This is a genomic window from Klebsiella sp. M5al, from assembly GCF_002090195.1.
Taxonomy (GTDB): domain Bacteria; phylum Pseudomonadota; class Gammaproteobacteria; order Enterobacterales; family Enterobacteriaceae; genus Klebsiella; species Klebsiella grimontii.
Genome location: NZ_CP020657.1, coordinates 5,553,299 through 5,573,246, shown reverse-complemented (window position 1 = coordinate 5,573,246; position 19,948 = coordinate 5,553,299). Strand labels below are relative to the sequence as shown.

Genomic DNA, 19,948 nt, shown 5'->3' with positions numbered 1-19,948 from the left:
CATCCTGAGCTATTTATTTTACGGTGGAACATTATTTATTATTTTAATTAAGCGCGGGGAGTGATTTCTAAACGCCTTAAAAAATATTAAAATGTATTCTCTTTAGCCGTCGGCTGGCGTGTATTACGCCGTTTTTTAAAATTAAGGCAGTATAAAAAACTACTCTCTGCGAATAGCCTGGCAGGCTGCGGGGGGAATGACGGCGTCGCCGCCCAAAAAATGGGGCTATCATTTTGAAAAAGAGCTGTTAGTGTAGCCGCACTATCCCTATGGAATTACACCAACCTGACTTATCCAAATAATCAAATCGCGACTAAAGTTAGCGTATTGTGACGGTCGTAACGCCGGGTAAATGCCCAAAAAACAACAAATTAAACTATGCTTTAGCGGCGTAGAATGACAATTAAAACAGATTAAATATGATGTATTTAAATCATGAGGTTATCTATGAACCATTATGATGATTTGCAGCGCTTCAAGGAAAAGACGCGGACACACAGTCTAAAATTCAAGGACCTCTCATCAGAAGCCACCGCCGGTGAAAAAGGGGATTGGGTTATTCTCAATCAACTTATTCCCGCGGAGGAAGAGTCTTCTTTGGCAATGGGGGGATCGGTCTCCCTACCTGTGCCGCAGCGGGTTCCTGCCGATATGTTTCATCAGGTGGAGCGCGCTGTCGTTCAAACCGCCCCTGCGCCATCTGCGCCGGCGCCAGCGTTGAGTATCCCGCCTTCCGCGCCGCAGCCTGTTCCCGTGACGGACAGGATGGCCGTAGTGCCCGCGGCGCCGGAAAGCGCGCCCGCGGCTGAACCCGCTTCCCTGGCGACGGTTTCTCGACCTGCTGCTCAGCCGATACCTGTCCCTCCGGCCAGGCCTCGTCCGGCGATAGCGCCGACGGCGGAAGGGTTTGCCCATCTCTTTGCGACAAAAACCGCAGAGCCGGTAGCAAAAGATAAAGATCAGTCACTGAAATCACTCCTGGAGAGGATCGCGACATGCCGTTGATCTGCGTGTGTTCACCGAAAGGCGGCGTAGGAAAGACGACCCTGGCGGCAAATCTGGCCTGGGCGCTGGCCCGCGCAGGCAGCAAAGTTCTGGCCCTCGATTTTGATGTGCAGAACGCCCTGCGCCTGCATTTTGGCGTCCCGCTTAGCGATGAGCGCGGCTATGTCGCGAAAGCGCTGGAGCTCCATGACTGGAGCCAGTGCGTATTAAGCGCCGGCAGCAATATTTTCGTCTTGCCCTACGGCGACGTGAGTGAAGCCCAGCGGCAGTCCTTTGATGAACGTTTGACCCACGACGAGCATTTCCTGACGCGCGGCCTGGCGGCATTACTCAACTATCCGGGGCTGATTACCATCGCCGACCTGCCGCCGGGCCCTTCGCCCGCGCTGAAGGCGCTCACTTCGCTTGCCGACCTGCATCTGGTACCGCTGCTGGCGGATACCGCTTCAATGTCCGTACTGTCGCACGTCGACAATCAGCGGTTGACCGGGGGTGAGCTCAACCATAAACACGGACACTATTTTGTGATTAACCAGAGCGATAACCGTCGCCAGGTGAGTCGCGATGTCACGGCGTTGATGGAAGAAAAGCTGGGCGATCGTCTGCTGGGCATCATCCATCGTGATGAAAGCGTGGTGGAAGCGAATGCTTCCCAGAAGTCGATCCTTGACTTTAATTCATCCTCCGCTGCCGCCTTTGATATTGAAATTATCGCCAAAAAAATTTCTGCGCTGTTGGGTATCAATATTGGTGACGGCAAGGTGCATAGCCAGCCTCGCAGGTCAGGGCTTTAATTTAATTGCAGGGCTGCTGAATGAAAAAGACGCTTTTCTGGTTGCTGGTACTGGTGCTTTCGCCGATTGCCGTGCTGGTGGTGATCACCCCGATGGACAGCCAAAAGCAGTATATTTTTGGCCTGCTGAGCATCGGTATTCTTTTCCTGATGGGATTCAGTAAAAATCGCAGCGTTTCCGTCATCATGGTGGTGACATCGCTGCTGATGTCGACCCGTTATATGTATTTCCGTCTGACGCAGACCCTGCATTTTAACTCCACCATCGAAGCGATTCTGGGGATGGGGCTGTTTCTGGCGGAAGTCTATATCTGGGTGATGCTGCTGCTTAACTACCTGCAAACAGTCTGGCCGCTAAAGCGTGAAATCGTCCCGCTGCCGGATGATATGAGCAAGTGGCCGACGGTCGATATCTATATTCCCAGCTATAACGAACCGCTTGAAGTGGTGCGTGATACCGTGCTCGCTGCGCAATGCATTGATTACCCAAAAGATAAATTAAAAATCTATTTACTGGATGACGGGAAGCGCAATGAATTTGCGGTCTTCGCCGCCGACGTTGGGGTTGGGTATATCACCCGTAACGACAACAAACACGCCAAGGCGGGCAACCTCAACCACGCGATGACGCTGACCCACGGCGAGCTTATCTGCGTGTTTGACTGCGACCACGTGGCAACCCGCGTCTTCCTGCAGGCGACGGTGGGCGGATTCCTCAACGACCCGATGCTGGCGCTGGTGCAGACGCCGCATTATTTCTACTCGCCGGATCCCTTTGAGCGCAACCTCTCCGTTGGCCGCAATATTCCTAACGAAGGGATGCTGTTTTATGGCCCGATTCAGCAGGGGAACGACAACTGGAACGCGACCTTCTTCTGCGGCTCCTGCGCCGTCATTCGCCGCGCCGCGCTGGAGCAGATCGGCGGCTTTGCGGTTGAGACCGTGACCGAAGATGCCCATACCGCGCTGAAGTTCCAGCGTCTGGGCTGGAAGTCGGCATTCCTCGATATCCCTCTGGCGGCGGGTTTAGCTACCGAACGCCTGGTGGTGCACGTGATTCAGCGTACCCGCTGGGCGCGCGGGATGACGCAAATTTTCCGTCTGGATAACCCGCTGCTGGGCCGCGGGCTGACCTTTCAGCAGCGCCTGTGCTACCTCAGCGCCATGCTGTACTACCAGTTCGCCCTGCCGCGCGTGGTCTTTGTCACCGCGCCGCTGGCCTACCTGCTATTTAACCTCAATATTATCTACTCCTCGGCCAGCCTGATCGTCTCTTACGCGCTGCCGCATCTGTTCCTCGCGATCTATGTCGGCTCGCGCATGAACGGTCGCTATCGCTACAGCTTCTGGGGGGAAATCTACGATATCGTGCTGGCGTTCCACCTGGTGCTGCCGACGCTGGTGACGATGATTTTCCCCAAACGCGGGAAATTCAACGTGACCGATAAAGGCGGCCTGCTGGACGTGGGCTACTTCGACTTTACCGTCGTCAGGCCGCACCTGGTCGTTGCCTGTCTGCTGGGCCTGGGCGTGATATTCGGTATTGTCCGCGCCATCGGCCATGACTACTTTGGCTCAGACCCGAACGTTATCGCGCTGAACGTCGGTTGGGGGATTTACAGCCTGATCTTCCTGCTGGCCGCGATTGCGGTGGCGCGCGAAACCCGTCAGGTGCGAAAAACGATTCGTATTGACGTCGATATCCCGGTGCTTATCCACTACGCCAGCGGCATTGTCTCCCGCAGCCACACCGCGGACCTGTCAATGGGCGGCTGTCGCGTTAGCGCGCCGGATAACCGTCACCTGCAGGATGAAATTGAAGAGATTGAGCTGATCCTCCAGTCCGGGGCGATCTCGATTCCGGTACGCCAGATCACCGCCGACGAGCGCTTTATCCGCCTGCAATTTGATGAAAATATTCAGCTTTCCCGCCGCCGCGAACTGGTGCGCGTGGTGCTGGCCCGCGCCGATGCGTGGATTAACCCGCCGCGTCCGCAGGATAACCCGTTCCGCTCTTTTGCCACCATTTTGCGCTGCGTGTTTGAACTGTTCTGGCTGACGTGGAAAACGCGCCGCAGCCAGCGTCGCCAGCCGCCTGCGGCCAATCCCGCGCAGGAGGATGGTAGCTTATGAAACGCTTAACGACGCTTGCGCTGCTGGCCGGGATGCTCTCTGCGCCGACGCTGCATAGCGAGGAAACGCCCGCTGACGCATTGCCGCAGCTTAACTTTCCGCTATCCGGGGCGGAAGCCGACGGCGCATCGGCGGCCGAGGCGAATTCGCCCGCCGCAACGGAGCCCGCGCCGGCAAACGTCGATCAGCCGGCTTCGCTGCCCGCGATGCCGCCGCCAGTCGCAGCCGGCATTCCTGATACGGTACCGCTAACGCCGATTGTCGGCGGTAATCTGAACCTGACGCAGATGGGTATGCCGGACGGCATCATCCTTAGCGGCGGACAAAACCAGGGCGGCGCCAGCTTTACGCTGCCCTCCGATCAGGTGGTGACCCACGCCCAGCTGATGCTGGAGGTTAAGGTCTCGCCGGAGATGGCGGCCCGCAACGCCACGCTGCAGTTAATGCTCAACGGCCAGCCGCTCGGCACGCTGCCGCTGGGCGCGGACGGCGAGGAGATCTCGCACTATCAGCTGGATATTCCGGCGGCGCTGATGGTCTCCAGCAACAACCTGAGCTTTAAGATTAACGACGGCGATGCGATGCAGTGCCGGCTCGATATTCACGACACCTCGCGGGTGACTATTTTGCCCGCCTCGCACTTTAGCTGGGAGAGCCAGCAGCTCAATATCAGCAACGATTTAAGCCACTTCCCGCGGCCATTTTTCGACAGTATGCAGATGACGCCGGCGGATATCGCTATCGCTTATCCGGAGAAATCGACGGCGGACATCTTTAGCGCTGCGGCGCTGGTGTCGTCGTGGCTGGGTATTCAGGCCGATTATCGCGGTATCGCCTTTGACGCGCTGCGCGATCGCCTGCCCGAGAAGCACGGCATTATCATCGGCCACCCCGGCGATCGGGTGGGCGGCCTGACGCTGCCGCAAACCGACAAGCCGCTGCTGCGGATCGTTGAGAATCCCGGCAACCCGGCCTATAAGCTGCTGCTGATCGTCGGGCAGAATGACGCCGCGCTGCGGATGGCCGCCTGGCGCCTGACCCGCGGTGATTTCGCCCTGCAGACGGCCAGTATGGAGGTTGATCCGCAGGCGATTCCCGTCGGCAAGCCGTACGATGCCCCGCGCTGGATCGCCACCGATCGGCCGGTAAAAATCAGCGAGCTGATCCGCCAGGATCAAAGTATGACCGTCAGCGGCGTGTGGCATGAGCCGCTGCGCGTCGCCTTCCGCGCCGCGCCGGATCTCTATCTGTGGGATGGCGAAACCATTCCGTTGCAGATTGGCTATCGTTTCCCGTCGGAGAGCTGGATTAACGAGGACAAGTCGCTGCTGAGCGTGACGCTCAACAACACCTTCCTCAACAACCTGCCGATGAACAAACAGGGGCCGCTGGAGAAGCTCTGGCGTCACCTGGGCGGCGATGCGCGTCAGGAGCGTTTTACGATCCCGCTGGCGCCGTATCTGATTTACGGCGATAACCAGCTGTCGCTCTATTTTAATCTGGTGCCGAAGGATAGCGCTCCCTGTTCAGTGCTGCTGAACAGCACGATCAAGAGCCGCATTACCGACGACTCGTGGATCGATTTGAGCGGCACGCGGCACTTCTCGCTGTTGCCGAATCTCTCCTACTTTGTCGGCGCGTCGTTCCCGTTCTCCCGGCTAGCGGATTACTCGCAAACCACGCTGCTGCTGCCGGAGCGGCCTTCGGAAACCCAGGTCGCGATGATGCTGAATCTGGCCGCCCGCTCGGGGAACTCGACCGGCAAAGCGCTGGCCAATAACCGCGTGATGCTGGGCGTTCCTGACGACGCCGCCAATTCGCCTTTCCTGCGCGATCGCGATGTGCTGGCGGTGAGCGCGCTTGACCAAAAAGTGTTTAACCAGCGCCTGCTGGCCGACTCTCCCTATAATCCGGTCGAAAACCTGCTGAGCGTGCGTGAACCGGCGCTATGGGCGAAAATTCAGCGCCGGCTGAGCGGCGACTGGGCCTCCGACGGCGTGGATGCCGATCGCTATTTCTCCTCCAGCAGCGCCTGGCGAGGGTTTATCAGCTATCGCTCGCCGTGGAATCCGCAGCGAGTGGTGGTGGTGGCGATGGCCAGCAGCGACGATCAGCTGGCGAAACTCGAAGACGACCTTAATTCACCGCGCATCAATGCCGGTATTCGCGGCGATACGGCGGTGATTACCAGCGATAACGGCGTGCGTAGTTTCCAGGTCAGTACGCCGTTCCCCAGCGGCCAGATGCCGTGGTACATGATGGCGGTGTGGTACGCCAACCAGCACTCCGGACTGCTGGCGGTGCTGGGGTTAATCGCCACATCGATTCTGGGACTGGCGCTGACCGCCATGTTTAAACGTCATGCCCGTAAGCGCCTGGAGTCGGGAGAGAGCCAATGAAAAGAGTCAGCAGAATGAATAATAAGGCGGCCCGTCAATTTTCCACGCTGTGCCTGTCCGGCGCGCTGACGCTGGGCGCGTTTGGCGAGGCGCAGGCGGCGGGTAACGATGCGGCGCTACAGGCGCTTTTTGCCCAGGCCAACTACTGGCATGAAAAATCCCACGATGAGCTGGCGATGGAATCGCTGCAAAAAGTGTTATCGGTGGATGCCAATAACGCTCAGGCGCTGTACCTGATGGCGCTGTGGGCGCAGCAGGGGGGCAACCTGCAGGCCGCGGCCCAGTGGCGGGCGCGGCTGGAGAAAGCGGCGCCCAACAGTCCCGGCTTGCAGGATCTGGATAGCGCCAAAAAAATGGCCCAGGTCCCCCAGGGACAGCTAAACCTGGCAAGACAGCAGGCGCGCAGCGGCAACGTGCCCGCCGCGCTGGCGACCTGGCGGAGTATGTTTAACGGTAACGTTCCGCCTTCCGGTCTGGCGGCGGAATACTACATGACGATGGCCAGCGACAAGTCGCTCTATTCGCAGGCGGTGAGCGAACTGCGTCAGTATGTCGCTCAGCATCCGCAAGAGAACGGGCCGCGCGTAGCCCTGGGTAAGGCGCTGACCTGGCGCGAAGAGACCCGGCGGGAAGGGATCGCTATGCTGGAGCCGATGGCCAGCGGCAGCAAAGAGGCCGATGCCGGGCTGCGCCAGGCGCTGCTGTGGATGGGGCCGCAGCCGGGGGATGAACCGTTTTACGATACCTGGATGCAGCGCCACCCGCAGGATAGCGAAGTGCAAAACTACTTCCGTGAACGGCGCAGCGGCCAGGCGCGCGGTCAGGGCTACTCTGACCTGAACAGCGGCAATACCGCCGCGGCGAAGCAGCAGTTTGAACAGGTCCTGCAAACCAATCCGCAGGACGCTGACGCGCTTGCCGGGATGGGCTATATCGCCCAGCGCAGCGGCGATTTTCAGGCGGCCTCTCAATATTTGAGCCGGGCGGCGGATCTCGGCGGCGAGAGTTCTGAAACCCGGCGCCAGCAGGCGGCGGATGCGCTGTTTTACGGCCAGCTCGCGCAGGCGCAGCAGGCCTGGAAGCAAGGCAATATTAGCCAGGCGCTGGCGCTCTCCGCGCCGCTGGCGCAGCAGAGCGGGGCCCAGGGCTCGGCGGCGAAACTGTTCCGCGCCGACGTTCTGCGGCACAACAAAGATCTGCCCCAGGCCGAACAAACGCTGCGGGCGCTGCTTAACGACCAGCCGCAAAATGGCCCCGCCCGGGAGAATCTCTATTACGTTTTGCGTGAACAGAATAAAACCGCGGAAGCCCAGGCGATGCTGCGAACGCTGCCGGAAAGCCTGCAGCAAAAACTGCAGCCGCGCGTGGTCACCGGGACGCCCGGAGACTCGCTGCGTCGGCAGGCGCAGGAGCAGGCCAGCGGCGGAAACGTGACCGGGGCAATCGCCACGCTGCGCCAGGGCGTTTCTCGTTATCCGGACGATGCGTGGATGCGCCTCGATCTGGCCCGACTGCTGCAAAAGTCCGGTAACGACGGCGAGGCGAACGCGATCATGGGCGCCGCGTATCGTCCCGGCGCCAGCAGTAACTCCTTATACGCCGCGGCCCTTTTCGCCAGCGAGAACGGCGGCTGGCAGCAGGCGCAAACGCTGCTGGCGAGAATTCCTCCCGCCAGCCAGACCAGCCAGATGCGCGATTTACACCAGCGGGTGAACTACAACCTGCAGCTGGCGACGGCGCAGGGCTATCTGGCGCAGGGGAATACCGTCGCGGCTTCCAATACGCTAAGGGCGATGGCCGCGACGCCGCCAAAAGCCCCGGCGGATGTGGGTAAACTGGCGCGCCTGCTGGCCCAGAGCGGCGATGTGACCACCGCGGTATCGCTGGTGCGCAACAGTATTAACGGCGGTATCTCGGGCAATGCCGGGGATTACGCAGACCAGGTGACGGTGCTTAACCAGGCAGGCCTGACTAACGAAGCGCAGAGGCTGCTCACCAACCCGCAGCTGCAGGCGAGCAGTACGCCGACGCAGCTGGCCAGTATCCGCAACGGCTATGTGATTAACGAAGCGGACCACCTGCGCGAGCAGGGCAACTACGCGGCGGCGTATGACAAGCTGATGGGCGCGATGCAAAGCGACCCGCAAAATACCGACCTGATGTTCGCCATGGCGCGTCTCTATCAGAGCGGCAAAATGAATAAAGAGGCCGGGGTCGTCTATGACTACCTGATGACCCGCGATACGCCGACCCAGGACGCGCGCAGCGGAGCTATTGATGTCGCGCTGTCGGCGGGCGATAACGACCGGGCGGCGCAGCTGGCAGGCGGGCTGCGGCCGGATAATTCGCCGGACCGTTTGCTGCTGCTGGCGCGCGTTGCCGAATCGCAGGGGCATCATCAGCAGGCGATGACCTATCTGCGCAGCGCTCGCGGAAGGCTGCTGGGGTTACAGAGCAGCAACGGCACGCAAACGCCGACCGTGGGCGGCGTGCTGGCGGCGGATAATCCGTTTGTCGGCGTCTCGCGTACGCCGGCGGCGACGCGTACCGCTTCCACCTACGGGCAATATATGCCGTGGCAGGTTTCTCAGGTATCGACGGGCGATGGCAGCACGCTGCCGGGGATCCAGCGCACCGATCTGCCGGTCGAAACCGCGCAGACCCGAATGCTGCGCCAGGTGGACACCATGATGGAGACCTTACAGGAAAAAACCGGCACCTGGCTGCAGGGGGGTATGGAGGTTCGCGGCCGCGATGGCGAATCCGGCACCAGCAAGCTGAGCGAAATTAAAACCCCCCTGACCTGGTCCTCCTCGCCGTTCGGTGATTCGCGTTTCGACTTTACCGTGACGCCAATTACGTTGAACGCAGGGACGGCAACCGGCGACGCCTGGCGGCGCTATGGCGCGAATCCGCTATCAAACGCGGTCTCCAATATGATCTCCACCGCCACCAGCGAGCAGGCGGCAATTGCGGCGATGACCCCTACCGAGCGCACGACGTACTTTGCCAACAATCCGGGGGCGGAGACATTGAGCGGTCTCGGCACGCTGAATGCTTCAGACTTTAACGCCACCACCAGCAGCGGCATGGAGAATCTGGCGAAGCTCGGCACCTATGACTCCGGGCAGGTCGCCAGCTATCTGGCTTCTTCAAATCTGAAACCTAACGTTGATCAGGCCAGCGGCTCAACCGATTCGCAGAAAGCCAACGGCGTGGAGCTGGCGCTGGCGCTGAGCGGCGACGATTATCGCGTCGATATCGGCAGCACGCCGCTGGGTCAGGATCTGAATACCGTGGTGGGCGGCGTGAAGTGGTCGCCGAAGCTGACCAACTACCTGTCGCTGATTTTTACCGGCGAGCGTCGTTCGCTGACCGATAGCCTGCTCTCCTGGGTGGGGCTGAAGGATTCCTACTCCGGCAAGACCTGGGGACAGGTGACTAAAAACGGCGGTACCCTGCAGCTAAGCTATGACGACGGCGACGCCGGTTTCTACGTCGGCGGCGGGGGCTATAGCTACCTGGGACAAAACGTCGCCAGCAACACCAGCATTAACGCCAACGCCGGGGTTTATCTGCGGCCATACCACGATGAGTATCGTCAGCTGCAGACCGGGTTGAGTATGAGCTACATGGATTACTCGAAAAACCTCAGCTACTTCACCTACGGGCAAGGGGGTTACTTCAGCCCGCAGAACTACGTTAGCGTGTCGCTGCCGGTCAGCCTGACGGAGAAATATGATAACTGGACGATGAAGCTTGGCGGTTCGGTGGGGTATCAATCGTACAGTCAGGATAAGAGCGCCTATTTCCCGACCAACGCCGAGTGGCAGCAGACGCTCGAGACCGCTGTGAGCAACGGTTTTGCCAAAGAGGCGTACTATTCAGCCACGTCGAAGAGCGGCATCGGCTATACGCTGCGCGCCGGTGCGGATTACAAAGTGAATAAACAGATGACGCTCGGCGGCCAGGTGGGCTATGACACCTTTGGCGATTATAACGAGAGCACCGCCGGACTTTATATCCGCTACATGCTGGGAGATCGCTGATCATGACGGACAATAATAATGCGCTGGTGACGGCCTGGTTTCAGCAGCAGCAAACGCCTGCCGGGTGGTTCGATCTGCTGCTGATTATGGTTGATGGCATGGTCAACAACGCGGGCGAACTGGAGAGTCAGCCCTTTCTGCGGCAAATGGGCGAGGCGCTGGCCGATGAGCATCCGCTGCCGGAGTCGGAGACGATCGGTGAGCTGGAAGCCCATATTAATGCGCAGCTCAGCCGCTTTCAGTGGGGACTGGTGAGCGTTGAGGTGAGCGATGATGGCCTGCGGTTACGCCATCAGGCGCTGCCGGTGAGCCGCGATGAAGCGCGCCGCGTACGCTGGTGTAATGCGTTTTGTGCCATACTCGAGGGGCTTTATTCCCGCTGGCTACAGGGACAGGGCGGCGCGGCGCATGTGGTTTTACAGCGCGAGCGGCTGTTTTCGGTCTCTGACGTTCAGTTTCTTTACTTCCATCCCTGAAGGGTGAATTTATGTCCTTGCGTGCTTTAGCGACAGTCGTGGTGACGACGATGATGATGCTTCCCCACGCGTGGGCCGATACGGCGTGGGAAAGCTATAAATCGCGTTTTATGATGCCGGACGGGCGCATTATTGATACCGGCAACGGCAACGGCAACGTTTCTCATACCGAAGGGCAAGGTTTTGCCATGCTATTAGCGGTGGCCAATAACGATCGCCCCGCCTTTGACAAGCTATGGCAGTGGACCGATAAAACGCTGCGTAACAAAGAAGACGGGCTATTTTACTGGCGCTATAATCCGGTGGCGCCTAATCCGGTGGCGGATAAAAACGATGCCGCCGATGGCGATACCCTGATTGCCTGGGCGCTGCTGCGCGCGCAGCAGCAGTGGCATGAAAAATCCTACGGCAGCGCGTCGGATGCGATAACCGCTTCGCTACTGAAGTCCACGGTGGTCACCTTCGCCGGCCGTCAGGTCATGCTTCCGGGCGCGAAGGGATTCTATCTCAACGATCATCTGAACCTTAATCCCTCCTACTTTATCTTTCCGGCATGGCAGGCCTTCGCCGCGCGGACGCATTTAACCGCCTGGCGAAAGCTGCAAAGCGATGGTCAGGCGCTGCTGGGGAAAATGGCGTGGGGGACATCTCAGCTTCCCAGCGACTGGGTCGCCTTAAGAGCGGACGGCAGGATGGAGCCGGCAAAAGAGTGGCCGACGCGGATGAGCTTCGATGCGATCCGTATTCCGCTGTATGTTTACTGGAACGACCCGAAAAGCAGCCTGCTGACGCCATGGAAAAACTGGTTCCAGCGCTATCCGCGTCTGCAAACGCCGGCGTGGATCAACGTCAATACCGATGAAGTGGCGCCGTGGTTTATGACCGGCGGGCTACTGGCGGTACGCGATTTAACCCTTGGCGAAGCGCAGGCCGAGCCGCAGATTAGTGCCCAGGACGACTATTATTCCGCCAGCCTGAAGCTGCTGGTATGGCTGGCAAATAAAGACCAGTCGTAAACTGTGGAAGGCGCCTAGAATAACGCGCCAGGGCCGGGTGCTGAAATCGGAAGAGCGCCGTAGAATCATCGGCAAGCCGGGTTCGCCCGGTGAGGCGCAATGTTGCGGGGGCTTGAACCCCGGCGGCATAGAGAGATGGTTGCTGGAAAGAGAAAAACCCCCGCACGTTGTTCGGTATCAACCTGGCAACGTTTCGGGGGCTACTCTCGAACCTCAACAATTCGAGGATAGCCGCGAACGGTTGCCATTGCAACAAGGCGGCTGTATGACGCTTGCTCAGTTGGGCATGGTGCTGTGGGACGATCTGGCGGCTCCGGTAATTGCCGGCATTCTTGTCAGCATGATCGTGAGCTGGATGGATAACCGCAAGTAGCCAGCCGGTGGGTATCTGCCTGCCTTAGTGGCAGCATGCGCCCGAACGGGGCCGCAGGGGTAAAATCCTGCGGCCTTTTTCGTTGTATTGCTGAAACAAAAACGATCCTGGAATGCGCTTCGCACGCTGCGTAATGGGGGAGTACGGGTACCGGGGCGGAGCAGTAGAATCATCGGCAAGCCGGGTTCGCCCGGTGAGGCGCAATGTTGCGGGGGCTTGAACCCCGGCGGCATAGAGAGATGGGTTGCTGGAAAGAGAAAACCCCCGCACGTTGTTTGGTATCAACCTGGCAACGTATCGGGGGCTAACCTCGCATCTAGACCATTCGAGGATAGCCGCGAACGGTTGCCATTGCAACAAGGCGGCTGTATGACGCTCGCTCAGTTGGGCATGGTGCTGTGGGACGATCTTGCGGCTCCGGTAATTGCCGGCATTCTTGTCAGCATGATCGTGAGCTGGATGGATAACCGCAAGTAACCGGCCGGTGGGTATCTGCCTGCCTTAGTGGCAGCATGCGCCCGAACGGGGCCGCAGGGGTATAATCCTGCGGCCTTTTTCGTTTACTGCGGATAAGGCACCCAGCTGCCGCCGTTCAGCTGAACATACGGTTTCCCCTGGTACTGAATGACGATGGCGTTGGAGTTTTCCGACACCGCCGCGCTCTGCGGCAGGTTGGCAATATACTGCTGCCAGTTGATGTCGTTTTCGTCAAACATCTTGCCGTCGAGGGCGCGAACCACCAGCTCCGAAATCGCCAGGTAGCTGCTTGGCTGGTTGATGATTATCGGCGCATCGGGATGTTGCGCTTTAATGCCGAAGAATTTCACCGCCGCCGGAACGTTGGTGATGGAAGGACTGGGAATATCGCGCAGGCCGGAAACCTGCATTTTGTCGCCTTTCAACGCCGCGCCGTGTTCCGGTACAACGATGACCAGCACCTTACGGCCCGATTTCTCCAGCTCGGTGAAGAAACTGTCCAGCTCATCGAAGAACTTCTGCGCACGGGCTTTATAGTCCGCAGTTTTGCTCTGGCCCGGATAGTGGTTGCCATCATGCAGCGGCAGCGTGTTGTAGAAGGTCGCCGTACGCGGCGTATTCAGCTTATCCAGCGTCTGCAGCCAGCGGTTCAGCGTTGCCTGGTCATCATAGACCGGGGAGCCGTCAAAGCCCTGCAGAATCACCGGCAGGCCGGATTGATCCATCAGCGGGCTCTGGATACCACCCAGCGAGCGCAGCTCTTTCAGGAAGTCGCCGAAGATACCGTTGTGACCGAGCATCAGCTGCTGGGTAAAGCCCAGCTTCGCGAGGTTTTCAAACAGATAGCATTCGCTGCCTGACGGCTGGTAGAGGTTGGCGTGCGAGAGCTGGCCGCAGCTGGCGCGCAGCAGACGCGCCGCCGCCGGGCCGCTGTAAGAGGTCGCCGAGTTAAAGTTTTTGAACAGCAGGTCGAAATGCTTCCACAGCGGATGGTCCGTCAGCCCGGCCGATTCAATATCTGACCATGAGAGCGAGCAGATATTGATAATCAGGACATCGAACGGCTGAGCATCGGCCGGAAGCGCGTCCGGGAAAGTGGTTTTACGTTTCTGCTCGGAAGCATAAAAGGCGTTCAGCCAGTTGGTCAGATTGGCTGACGTCGGCGGCTCGGTTTGCGGCGGAATATCGTTATTCGCCGGCGCGGTATTGGTCGCGATGGCCGTACCGCCGGTCGTATTCGCGGCGGTGTTCGCCGCCGCTGCCGTTGGCTGACCTGCCGGCCAAAGGGTGAAAGAGGGCAGCAGCGGGCTGACGACCAGCCAGACCATGATTGCGGAGACGAAAACCGTCACCCGCAGCCACTGGCTGATAAACAGCCACAAAACCAGCAGCACGAAGAACGCGCCGACCATATTCCAGTTAATAAAGCGGGTCACCAAATCCCAGATATAGTCGGCGCTAAAGCCGGCAATCTGCGAGCCCTGGCTGGCAATACTTTCCGGTCCGGGCAGCCAGGTGTCGTGCCAGAACAGCATAAAGCCCAGCGGGATCGCTATCCAGTGGCGGATGCGGTGCAGCTTATACTGTGGAATCGGCACCAGCAGGAAGGCCAGAAACACCAGGTTTAACATGGGATGAAAATTGAGGTATCCCGCCCATAGCAAAGCGAACTTCACCAGAAAGTAGAAGTTCCAGCCAGATAAGCCTCGCCAGTACCGCCAGAGCGGAAGCGACGCGGTGGGTGTTTTGGGTTTGGTCATTTCGTTGATTTGCCTTGCCTGGATGCCGCTTCCCGGCGCAGCACGCCAGCCGGTTTGACATAACGGGGTTTAAAGAACATCAGTCTTAAGGTGGTGCGAATACGCCGCTGGTAGTGGCGCGTCAGGTATCCCAGCGGGAAGAACAGCAGGGCGCACAGGACGACCAACTGAATAATATCGGCGATTGACATCATAAGGTTGGCTCCCCATCAATGGACAGACGGTGCGGCTCGGGATTTCGCCGCCAGCTTCGCCCGTCATGGGTCGCGTTGATGGTTTCATTTTTGCCAAGCGAGACAGGCAGCGGCGTATTCCAGTTCTCCGGCAGAATTCCGCGCATCTGCATGATTTCAGCCGTTATCTGTTTATCTTCGAACCAAATCATACGGTTAGAAAAAATATCGCCGGTTGGTAAAGGGAAAATATGGTTTAACGCGGTGTCCAGGTCGTTCACCCGGCAAAATGACAGGAACAGCACCAGGCGATTGTTACCGATGGTCATAATGTCGCCCATGCGGTTGGGCTTACACAGGGTCAGCGCCTGCTCTACGCGCAGGCCGGGCGCCGGGCGCAGGGCCACCATCACGCCTTTGCCATCGGCGGGCAGCATGGTGTTGGCCATAATATTGTGCACCGCTTCGCAGAAGGCCTCCCATTTCTGGTAGCCGCGCAGTTTTAGCGGCTGGCTCCAGGTCAGCAGAGTATTAAAATCTTCCGGGATATGGCGGGTAAATTGCTGTTTCTGAACGCTTTCTATAAGCGTAAGGCAGCGGGATAGCGGCGCGCCGCTGGGAATAACCATATTGGCGCCGCTGCTCAGCAGCAGGCGTTCATCGGTGGCGCGCAGGCTTGGCGTTTGTTCGCGGACGACAATTTTTAGCGCGCTGCCGCGCTGGCGGCGCAGGGTATGGATATAGCGTCCCAGCTGTTCAATCTGCTCATTCTGGGTAATGGAGAAGATCAGCGTTGCCGCCTGCGCCATCCTCCCGGCGTTGAAAACGGCGTCGTTGGTATCGAACAGCGTCCAGTATTCAGAAAGCGCGGGCGCCCCCTCCAGTACGCGCAGATTGCTGAGAATGACTTTCTCATCGCTGCGCGGCTGCACCACCGTTTCTTCATCCTGCGCCAGCCGCCAGCCGTTCTCATCCTGGAGAATAATGAGCTGCTGCCGGGCGCTGATGCCTTTTTCACTCCCCCACCAGGCGATATCGAACAGGTGGTTATCCCCCTGGAAACGAATACTTGCCAGGCCGGAAAGCGAGCGGTACTCGCGTAGTAAAGGGGAGAGTTGCTTATCGATATCGTGCCCGGAATTAAGTACTAATAATGAACAACGATGATAATTAGTCCAGCGATATGATTTTTCAACCCAATTGCATAGATCTTCGCTTTTTATATTCTGCCAGGCATTTTCAGCGCATAGCAGAATAAACAAATAATTGCCAGGTTCGAGGGAGCAAACTAAATCACGGTGCATTTCTGCCAGCCCCTCAAAGCGGTTCGGCATGCTAAATAATGCGATCTTTTCTGGGCCGCGATCTTTCCCAGGTGCAATGATTTTATTGGGGTTCTCGCCCATGACTATCGCTGCAACCTGGCTCTGTTTATCCTGGGCAGCCAGCGTATGGTTGAGCAGGCTTACCGCGTCGGCATGGCGGTCGACATTCAGCCACCATACTCCACCCACGGGCATATGGCATACTTCGTCCCATAATGATGAAATACCCAAAGAATATACGATATCCACGGCGTCCCTCGTGAGACTTGATTTACACTTGATTAGTTTACTAGCGAAAGCGTCAGAGTAAACCTAACATTGAAATTAAAGGACATCAGTTTTAGCATGTAAACATATTTTAAGGATGAACTTACGCCTCTCGGTTTAATTTATTGTATTTTCCAACGGACAGAGAAATGCCAGCAAAAGAGCCTGCTGTACCCACCGATGCGACTTTGGGCTACACCTTTCAAAATGATTTCCTGGCGTTAAGCCGGGCATTTTCCCTGCCTGATATTAACTACCACGATATTTCCCGACGCGAGCAGTTAACCGCGGCGCTAAAACGTTGGCCATTACTGGCTGAATTAGCAGAGAAAAAGTAAGGAAGCCATCGATGGCGATTCTGGGATTACAGGGCGTGCGCGGCGGTACTGGCACCACGTCGATTACCGCTGCGCTGGCCTGGGCGCTGCAGTTACTTGGTGAAACCGTACTGGTGGTGGACGCCAGCCCGGACAACATGCTGCGCTTCTTTTTCAACGTCGATTTCAGCCACAAAGCGGGCTGGGCGCGCGCCACGATCGACGGCACCGACTGGCGCGACGCCGGGCTGCGCTATACTTCGCATATCGATCTGTTGCCTTTTGGTCAGCTGACGCCGGGCGAGCGCGAAAATATTGAGCGGCTCCAGCCGACGCTGGCGCCGATGGCCGGGATCGTGCAGAAGCTCCACCAGCAGGGCGATCACCGCTGGCTGCTGATTGACCTGCCGGACGGTTATTCCCCGCTGACCCGCTCCTTGATCAACGTCTGCGACCGCACGCTGGTCGTGGTCCACCCGGACGGCAATAGCCATATTCGTCTCCATCAGCAGGCGCTGCCGGTCAATAGCGATATTTTGATTAACGATCTGCGCGTCGGCAGCCAGCTGCAGGAGGATTTATATCAGCTGTGGCTGGAGAGCCAGCGGCGCATTTTGCCGGTGACTATCCATCGTGATGAGGCGATGGCGGAGTGTCTGGCGGCCAAGCAGCCCCTCGGCGAATACCGCCAGGACTCGCTGGCGGCGGAGGAGATACTGACGCTTGCCAACTGGTGTCTGCTGCACTACGCCGGGAAGGGGGCGGAATGATTCGCCTGAGCGCGCTGCTGCTGGCGCCGCCGGTCGGGAAACGGCTGAGCGAGCGCTATCTTGATTACCGCCAGCACGGCGCCTCGTGGCTGTCGGCCGCGCTGGGCTGCCTGTGGGCGTCATTGGCATGGGCGTTTATGCCGCTGGAAACGCCGCGCTGGCAGGCTATCCGCGAACGTCACGGCGAGTTTTTCCCGCATATTAATCCGCATCGGCCGCGCCCGCTGGACCCGATTCGCTACCTGCTGCAAGCCGTGTGGCTGCTGGCGACGCGGGTGCCGGAGCCGGATAAAAAGATTAACTGGCGTTCCCTGGCGGCGCTGGAAGGCGTCCAGGGGCGCTACGCCCAGTGGCTGGAAAAGCTGCCGGAAAAGGTCAACGCCCGTACCGGCCATCTGGATAAGCATAAAGAGCTGGGGCACCTGAATCCGAAGATACGGCGGCTTATTCTGGGCGCAATAACCTTTTTCTCGCTGATCCTCGCGCTGCTCTGCATTACCCAGCCGTTTAATCCGCTCTCGCAGTTTATTTTCCTGTTGCTCCTGTGGGGCGTAGCGCTGCTGGTGCGGCGCATTCCTGGGCGCTTTTCGGCCCTGATGCTGATCGTGCTGTCGCTGACCGTCTCCTGCCGCTACATCTGGTGGCGCTACACCTCGACGCTCAACTGGGATGACCCCGTGAGCCTGGTGTGCGGGATAATTCTGCTGTTTGCTGAAACCTACGCCTGGGTGGTGCTGGTGCTGGGCTATTTCCAGGTCGTGTGGCCGCTGAACCGTCAGCCGGTCCCGCTGCCGGAGGATATGGCGCAGTGGCCGACGGTCGATATTTTCGTGCCGACCTATAACGAAGACCTCAACGTGGTGAAAAACACCATTTACGCTTCGCAGGGGATCGACTGGCCGAAGGACAAGCTTAATATCTGGATCCTCGACGACGGCGGGCGCGAAGAGTTCCGCCAGTTCGCCAAAGACGTCGGGGTGCACTACATTGCGCGCACCACCCATGAGCACGCGAAAGCCGGCAATATCAACAACGCGCTGAAGTACGCCAAGGGCGAGTTCGTGTCGATTTTCGACTGCGACCACGTGCCGACCCGTTCGTTTCTGCAGATGACCATGGGCTGGTTCCTGAAAGAGAAGAAGCTGGCGATGATGCAGACGCCGCACCACTTCTTCTCCCCGGACCCGTTTGAGCGCAACCTGGGGCGATTTCGCAAAACGCCGAACGAAGGCACGCTGTTTTATGGTCTGGTGCAGGACGGGAACGACATGTGGGATGCGACCTTCTTCTGCGGCTCCTGCGCGGTGATCCGCCGCGGCCCGCTGGATGAAATCGGCGGCATTGCCGTGGAAACGGTGACGGAAGACGCCCACACTTCTCTACGCCTGCACCGCCGCGGGCACACTTCAGCCTACATGCGTATCCCGCAGGCGGCTGGTCTGGCGACGGAGAGCCTGTCGGCGCATATTGGCCAGCGCATCCGCTGGGCCCGCGGGATGGTACAAATTTTCCGCCTTGATAACCCCTTGTTTGGCAAAGGGCTGAAGCTGGCGCAGCGCGTCTGCTACGTCAACGCGATGCTGCACTTTCTATCCGGTATTCCGCGGCTGATCTTCCTGACCGCGCCGCTGGCGTTTCTGCTGCTGCACGCCTATATCATCTATGCGCCTGCCCTGATGATCGCCCTGTTCGTGCTGCCGCATATGATTCACGCCAGTCTGACCAACTCGAAGATTCAGGGCAAATACCGCCACTCTTTCTGGAGTGAAATTTATGAAACGGTGCTGGCGTGGTATATCGCGCCGCCGACCTTTGTCGCGTTGATTAACCCGCATAAGGGTAAATTCAACGTGACGGCGAAAGGCGGACTGGTGGAGGACGAGTACGTCGACTGGGTGATTTCGCGTCCCTATATCTACCTCGTGCTGCTGAACCTGGTCGGCGTCGGGGTAGGGATCTGGCGCTTTATATACGGCCCGGAAAACGAAATCCTGACCGTCTGGGTGAGCATTATCTGGGTGTTCTATAACCTGATTATCCTCGGCGGCGCGGTGGCGGTCTCGGTTGAAAGCAAGCAGGTGCGGCGATCGCACCGCGTGGAGATGTCGATGCCGGCGGCGATTGCCCGCGAAGATGGGCACCTGTTCTCCTGTACCGTCCATGATTACTCCGACGGCGGCCTCGGCGTCAAAATTCACGGCGAGGCGCAGGTGCTGGAAAGCCAGCACGTCAAGCTGCTGCTGAAGCGCGGGCAGCAGGAGTACGCCTTCCCGGTGCGGGTTGCGCGGGTCAACGGCAGCGAGGTTGGGCTACAGCTGCTGCCGTTAAGCAATCAACAACATATCGATTTTGTACAGTGTACGTTTGCCCGCGCAGATACGTGGGCGCTTTGGCAGGATAGCTTCCCGGAAGATAAGCCGATGGAAAGCCTGCTGGATATCCTGAAGCTGGGGTTCCGTGGATATCGTCACCTGGCGGAGTTCTCCCCGCCGTCGGTGAAGGGTATTTTCCGCTCGCTCACCATGCTGGTGGCCTGGTTTGTTTCGTTTATTCCGCGCCGTCCGGAACGCGCTGCGGCGACACTCTCGGCAGAACCGGCGATGGCTCAACAATGA

14 protein-coding genes and 1 pseudogene are annotated in these 19,948 nt (G+C 58.7%); 12 read left to right on the top strand and 3 right to left on the bottom strand.

Annotated elements, in window-relative coordinates; translation table 11 throughout:
• Positions 1-447 precede the first annotated feature (447 nt).
• The 9 genes and pseudogenes from BWI76_RS26860 to BWI76_RS26815 all read left to right on the top strand — a co-directional run bounded on the left by BWI76_RS26860 (position 448) and on the right by BWI76_RS26815 (position 12,721).
• Positions 448-1,005: a cellulose biosynthesis protein BcsO gene (locus BWI76_RS26860; protein WP_064371540.1), complete on the top strand. Its 558-nt coding sequence runs from the start codon at positions 448-450 to the stop codon at positions 1,003-1,005.
• 1 nt (position 1,006) lies between these two features.
• Positions 1,007-1,799, top strand: a pseudogene (gene bcsQ / locus BWI76_RS26855) (cellulose biosynthesis protein BcsQ).
• Positions 1,800-1,819: 20 nt separating this feature from the next.
• Complete coding sequence (gene bcsA / locus BWI76_RS26850) at positions 1,820-3,931, top strand: UDP-forming cellulose synthase catalytic subunit (RefSeq protein WP_004132651.1); 2,112 nt, start codon at positions 1,820-1,822, stop codon at positions 3,929-3,931.
• Positions 3,928-6,330: a cellulose biosynthesis cyclic di-GMP-binding regulatory protein BcsB gene (gene bcsB / locus BWI76_RS26845; RefSeq protein ID WP_049086109.1), complete on the top strand. Its 2,403-nt coding sequence runs from the start codon at positions 3,928-3,930 to the stop codon at positions 6,328-6,330. Before bcsA (BWI76_RS26850) ends, bcsB begins: the two co-directional genes overlap by 4 nt.
• Positions 6,327-10,379 (top strand): cellulose biosynthesis protein BcsC, encoded by a 4,053-nt coding sequence (locus BWI76_RS26840; protein WP_064362290.1) that lies wholly within the window; start codon positions 6,327-6,329, stop codon positions 10,377-10,379. The genes bcsB and BWI76_RS26840 overlap by 4 nt, the downstream gene beginning before the upstream one ends.
• Complete coding sequence (gene bcsD, locus BWI76_RS26835; protein ID WP_024359766.1) at positions 10,379-10,855, top strand: cellulose biosynthesis protein BcsD; 477 nt, start codon at positions 10,379-10,381, stop codon at positions 10,853-10,855. The genes BWI76_RS26840 and bcsD overlap by 1 nt, the downstream gene beginning before the upstream one ends.
• 11 nt (positions 10,856-10,866) lie before the next feature.
• The gene (locus BWI76_RS26830; RefSeq protein ID WP_064371541.1) at positions 10,867-11,871 is read left to right on the top strand and encodes a glycosyl hydrolase family 8; all 1,005 of its coding nucleotides are present in this window, start codon (positions 10,867-10,869) and stop codon (positions 11,869-11,871) included.
• A 265-nt stretch (positions 11,872-12,136) separates the two neighbouring features.
• Positions 12,137-12,244, top strand: coding sequence for a type I toxin-antitoxin system toxin Ldr family protein (locus BWI76_RS26820; RefSeq protein WP_004132660.1), 108 nt, complete (start codon positions 12,137-12,139; stop codon positions 12,242-12,244).
• Between the two features lie 369 nt (positions 12,245-12,613).
• Positions 12,614-12,721 (top strand): type I toxin-antitoxin system toxin Ldr family protein, encoded by a 108-nt coding sequence (locus BWI76_RS26815; RefSeq protein WP_004132660.1) that lies wholly within the window; start codon positions 12,614-12,616, stop codon positions 12,719-12,721.
• Positions 12,722-12,804: 83 nt separating this feature from the next.
• On the opposite strand, the gene bcsG is transcribed toward BWI76_RS26815, so the two are convergent.
• Genes bcsG through bcsE form a run of 3 tightly spaced genes read right to left on the bottom strand, consistent with a single transcriptional unit; the run spans position 12,805 to position 16,228 of the window.
• Positions 12,805-14,481 carry a cellulose biosynthesis protein BcsG gene (bcsG, locus tag BWI76_RS26810; RefSeq protein ID WP_004132662.1) on the bottom strand — a complete coding sequence of 559 codons (1,677 nt, stop codon included), beginning with the start codon at positions 14,479-14,481 and terminating at the stop codon, positions 12,805-12,807.
• Positions 14,478-14,675: a cellulose biosynthesis protein BcsF gene (gene bcsF / locus BWI76_RS26805; protein WP_004106715.1), complete on the bottom strand. Its 198-nt coding sequence runs from the start codon at positions 14,673-14,675 to the stop codon at positions 14,478-14,480. Before bcsF ends, bcsG begins: the two co-directional genes overlap by 4 nt.
• The gene (gene bcsE / locus BWI76_RS26800; protein ID WP_024359768.1) at positions 14,672-16,228 is read right to left on the bottom strand and encodes a cellulose biosynthesis protein BcsE; all 1,557 of its coding nucleotides are present in this window, start codon (positions 16,226-16,228) and stop codon (positions 14,672-14,674) included. The genes bcsF and bcsE overlap by 4 nt, the downstream gene beginning before the upstream one ends.
• 167 nt (positions 16,229-16,395) lie before the next feature.
• On the opposite strand from bcsE, the gene bcsR reads away from it, so the two are divergent.
• The 3 genes from bcsR to bcsA (BWI76_RS26785) are packed head-to-tail and all read left to right on the top strand — an operon-like array spanning position 16,396 to position 19,948.
• Positions 16,396-16,584: a cellulose biosynthesis protein BcsR gene (gene bcsR, locus BWI76_RS26795; RefSeq protein ID WP_004126335.1), complete on the top strand. Its 189-nt coding sequence runs from the start codon at positions 16,396-16,398 to the stop codon at positions 16,582-16,584.
• 11 nt (positions 16,585-16,595) lie between these two features.
• Positions 16,596-17,333 carry a cellulose biosynthesis protein BcsQ gene (gene bcsQ / locus BWI76_RS26790; protein ID WP_024359769.1) on the top strand — a complete coding sequence of 246 codons (738 nt, stop codon included), beginning with the start codon at positions 16,596-16,598 and terminating at the stop codon, positions 17,331-17,333.
• The gene (gene bcsA / locus BWI76_RS26785; RefSeq protein WP_064371542.1) at positions 17,330-19,948 is read left to right on the top strand and encodes a UDP-forming cellulose synthase catalytic subunit; all 2,619 of its coding nucleotides are present in this window, start codon (positions 17,330-17,332) and stop codon (positions 19,946-19,948) included. Before bcsQ (BWI76_RS26790) ends, bcsA (BWI76_RS26785) begins: the two co-directional genes overlap by 4 nt.

Bases quoted from the DNA above. Each gene is read 5' to 3' on its own strand.
- bcsA (WP_064371542.1), top strand. From the start codon at position 17,330: ATGATTCGCCTGAGCGCGCTGCTGCTGGCGCCGCCGGTCGGGAAACGG.
- BWI76_RS26820 (WP_004132660.1), top strand. From the start codon at position 12,137: ATGACGCTTGCTCAGTTGGGCATGGTGCTGTGGGACGATCTGGCGGCT.
- BWI76_RS26840 (WP_064362290.1), top strand. From the start codon at position 6,327: ATGAAAAGAGTCAGCAGAATGAATAATAAGGCGGCCCGTCAATTTTCC.
- bcsB (WP_049086109.1), top strand. From the start codon at position 3,928: ATGAAACGCTTAACGACGCTTGCGCTGCTGGCCGGGATGCTCTCTGCG.
- bcsR (WP_004126335.1), top strand. From the start codon at position 16,396: ATGCCAGCAAAAGAGCCTGCTGTACCCACCGATGCGACTTTGGGCTAC.
- bcsG (WP_004132662.1), bottom strand. From the start codon at position 14,481: ATGACCAAACCCAAAACACCCACCGCGTCGCTTCCGCTCTGGCGGTAC.
- bcsF (WP_004106715.1), bottom strand. From the start codon at position 14,675: ATGATGTCAATCGCCGATATTATTCAGTTGGTCGTCCTGTGCGCCCTG.
- BWI76_RS26815 (WP_004132660.1), top strand. From the start codon at position 12,614: ATGACGCTCGCTCAGTTGGGCATGGTGCTGTGGGACGATCTTGCGGCT.
- BWI76_RS26860 (WP_064371540.1), top strand. From the start codon at position 448: ATGAACCATTATGATGATTTGCAGCGCTTCAAGGAAAAGACGCGGACA.
- bcsA (WP_004132651.1), top strand. From the start codon at position 1,820: ATGAAAAAGACGCTTTTCTGGTTGCTGGTACTGGTGCTTTCGCCGATT.
- BWI76_RS26830 (WP_064371541.1), top strand. From the start codon at position 10,867: ATGTCCTTGCGTGCTTTAGCGACAGTCGTGGTGACGACGATGATGATG.
- bcsQ (WP_024359769.1), top strand. From the start codon at position 16,596: ATGGCGATTCTGGGATTACAGGGCGTGCGCGGCGGTACTGGCACCACG.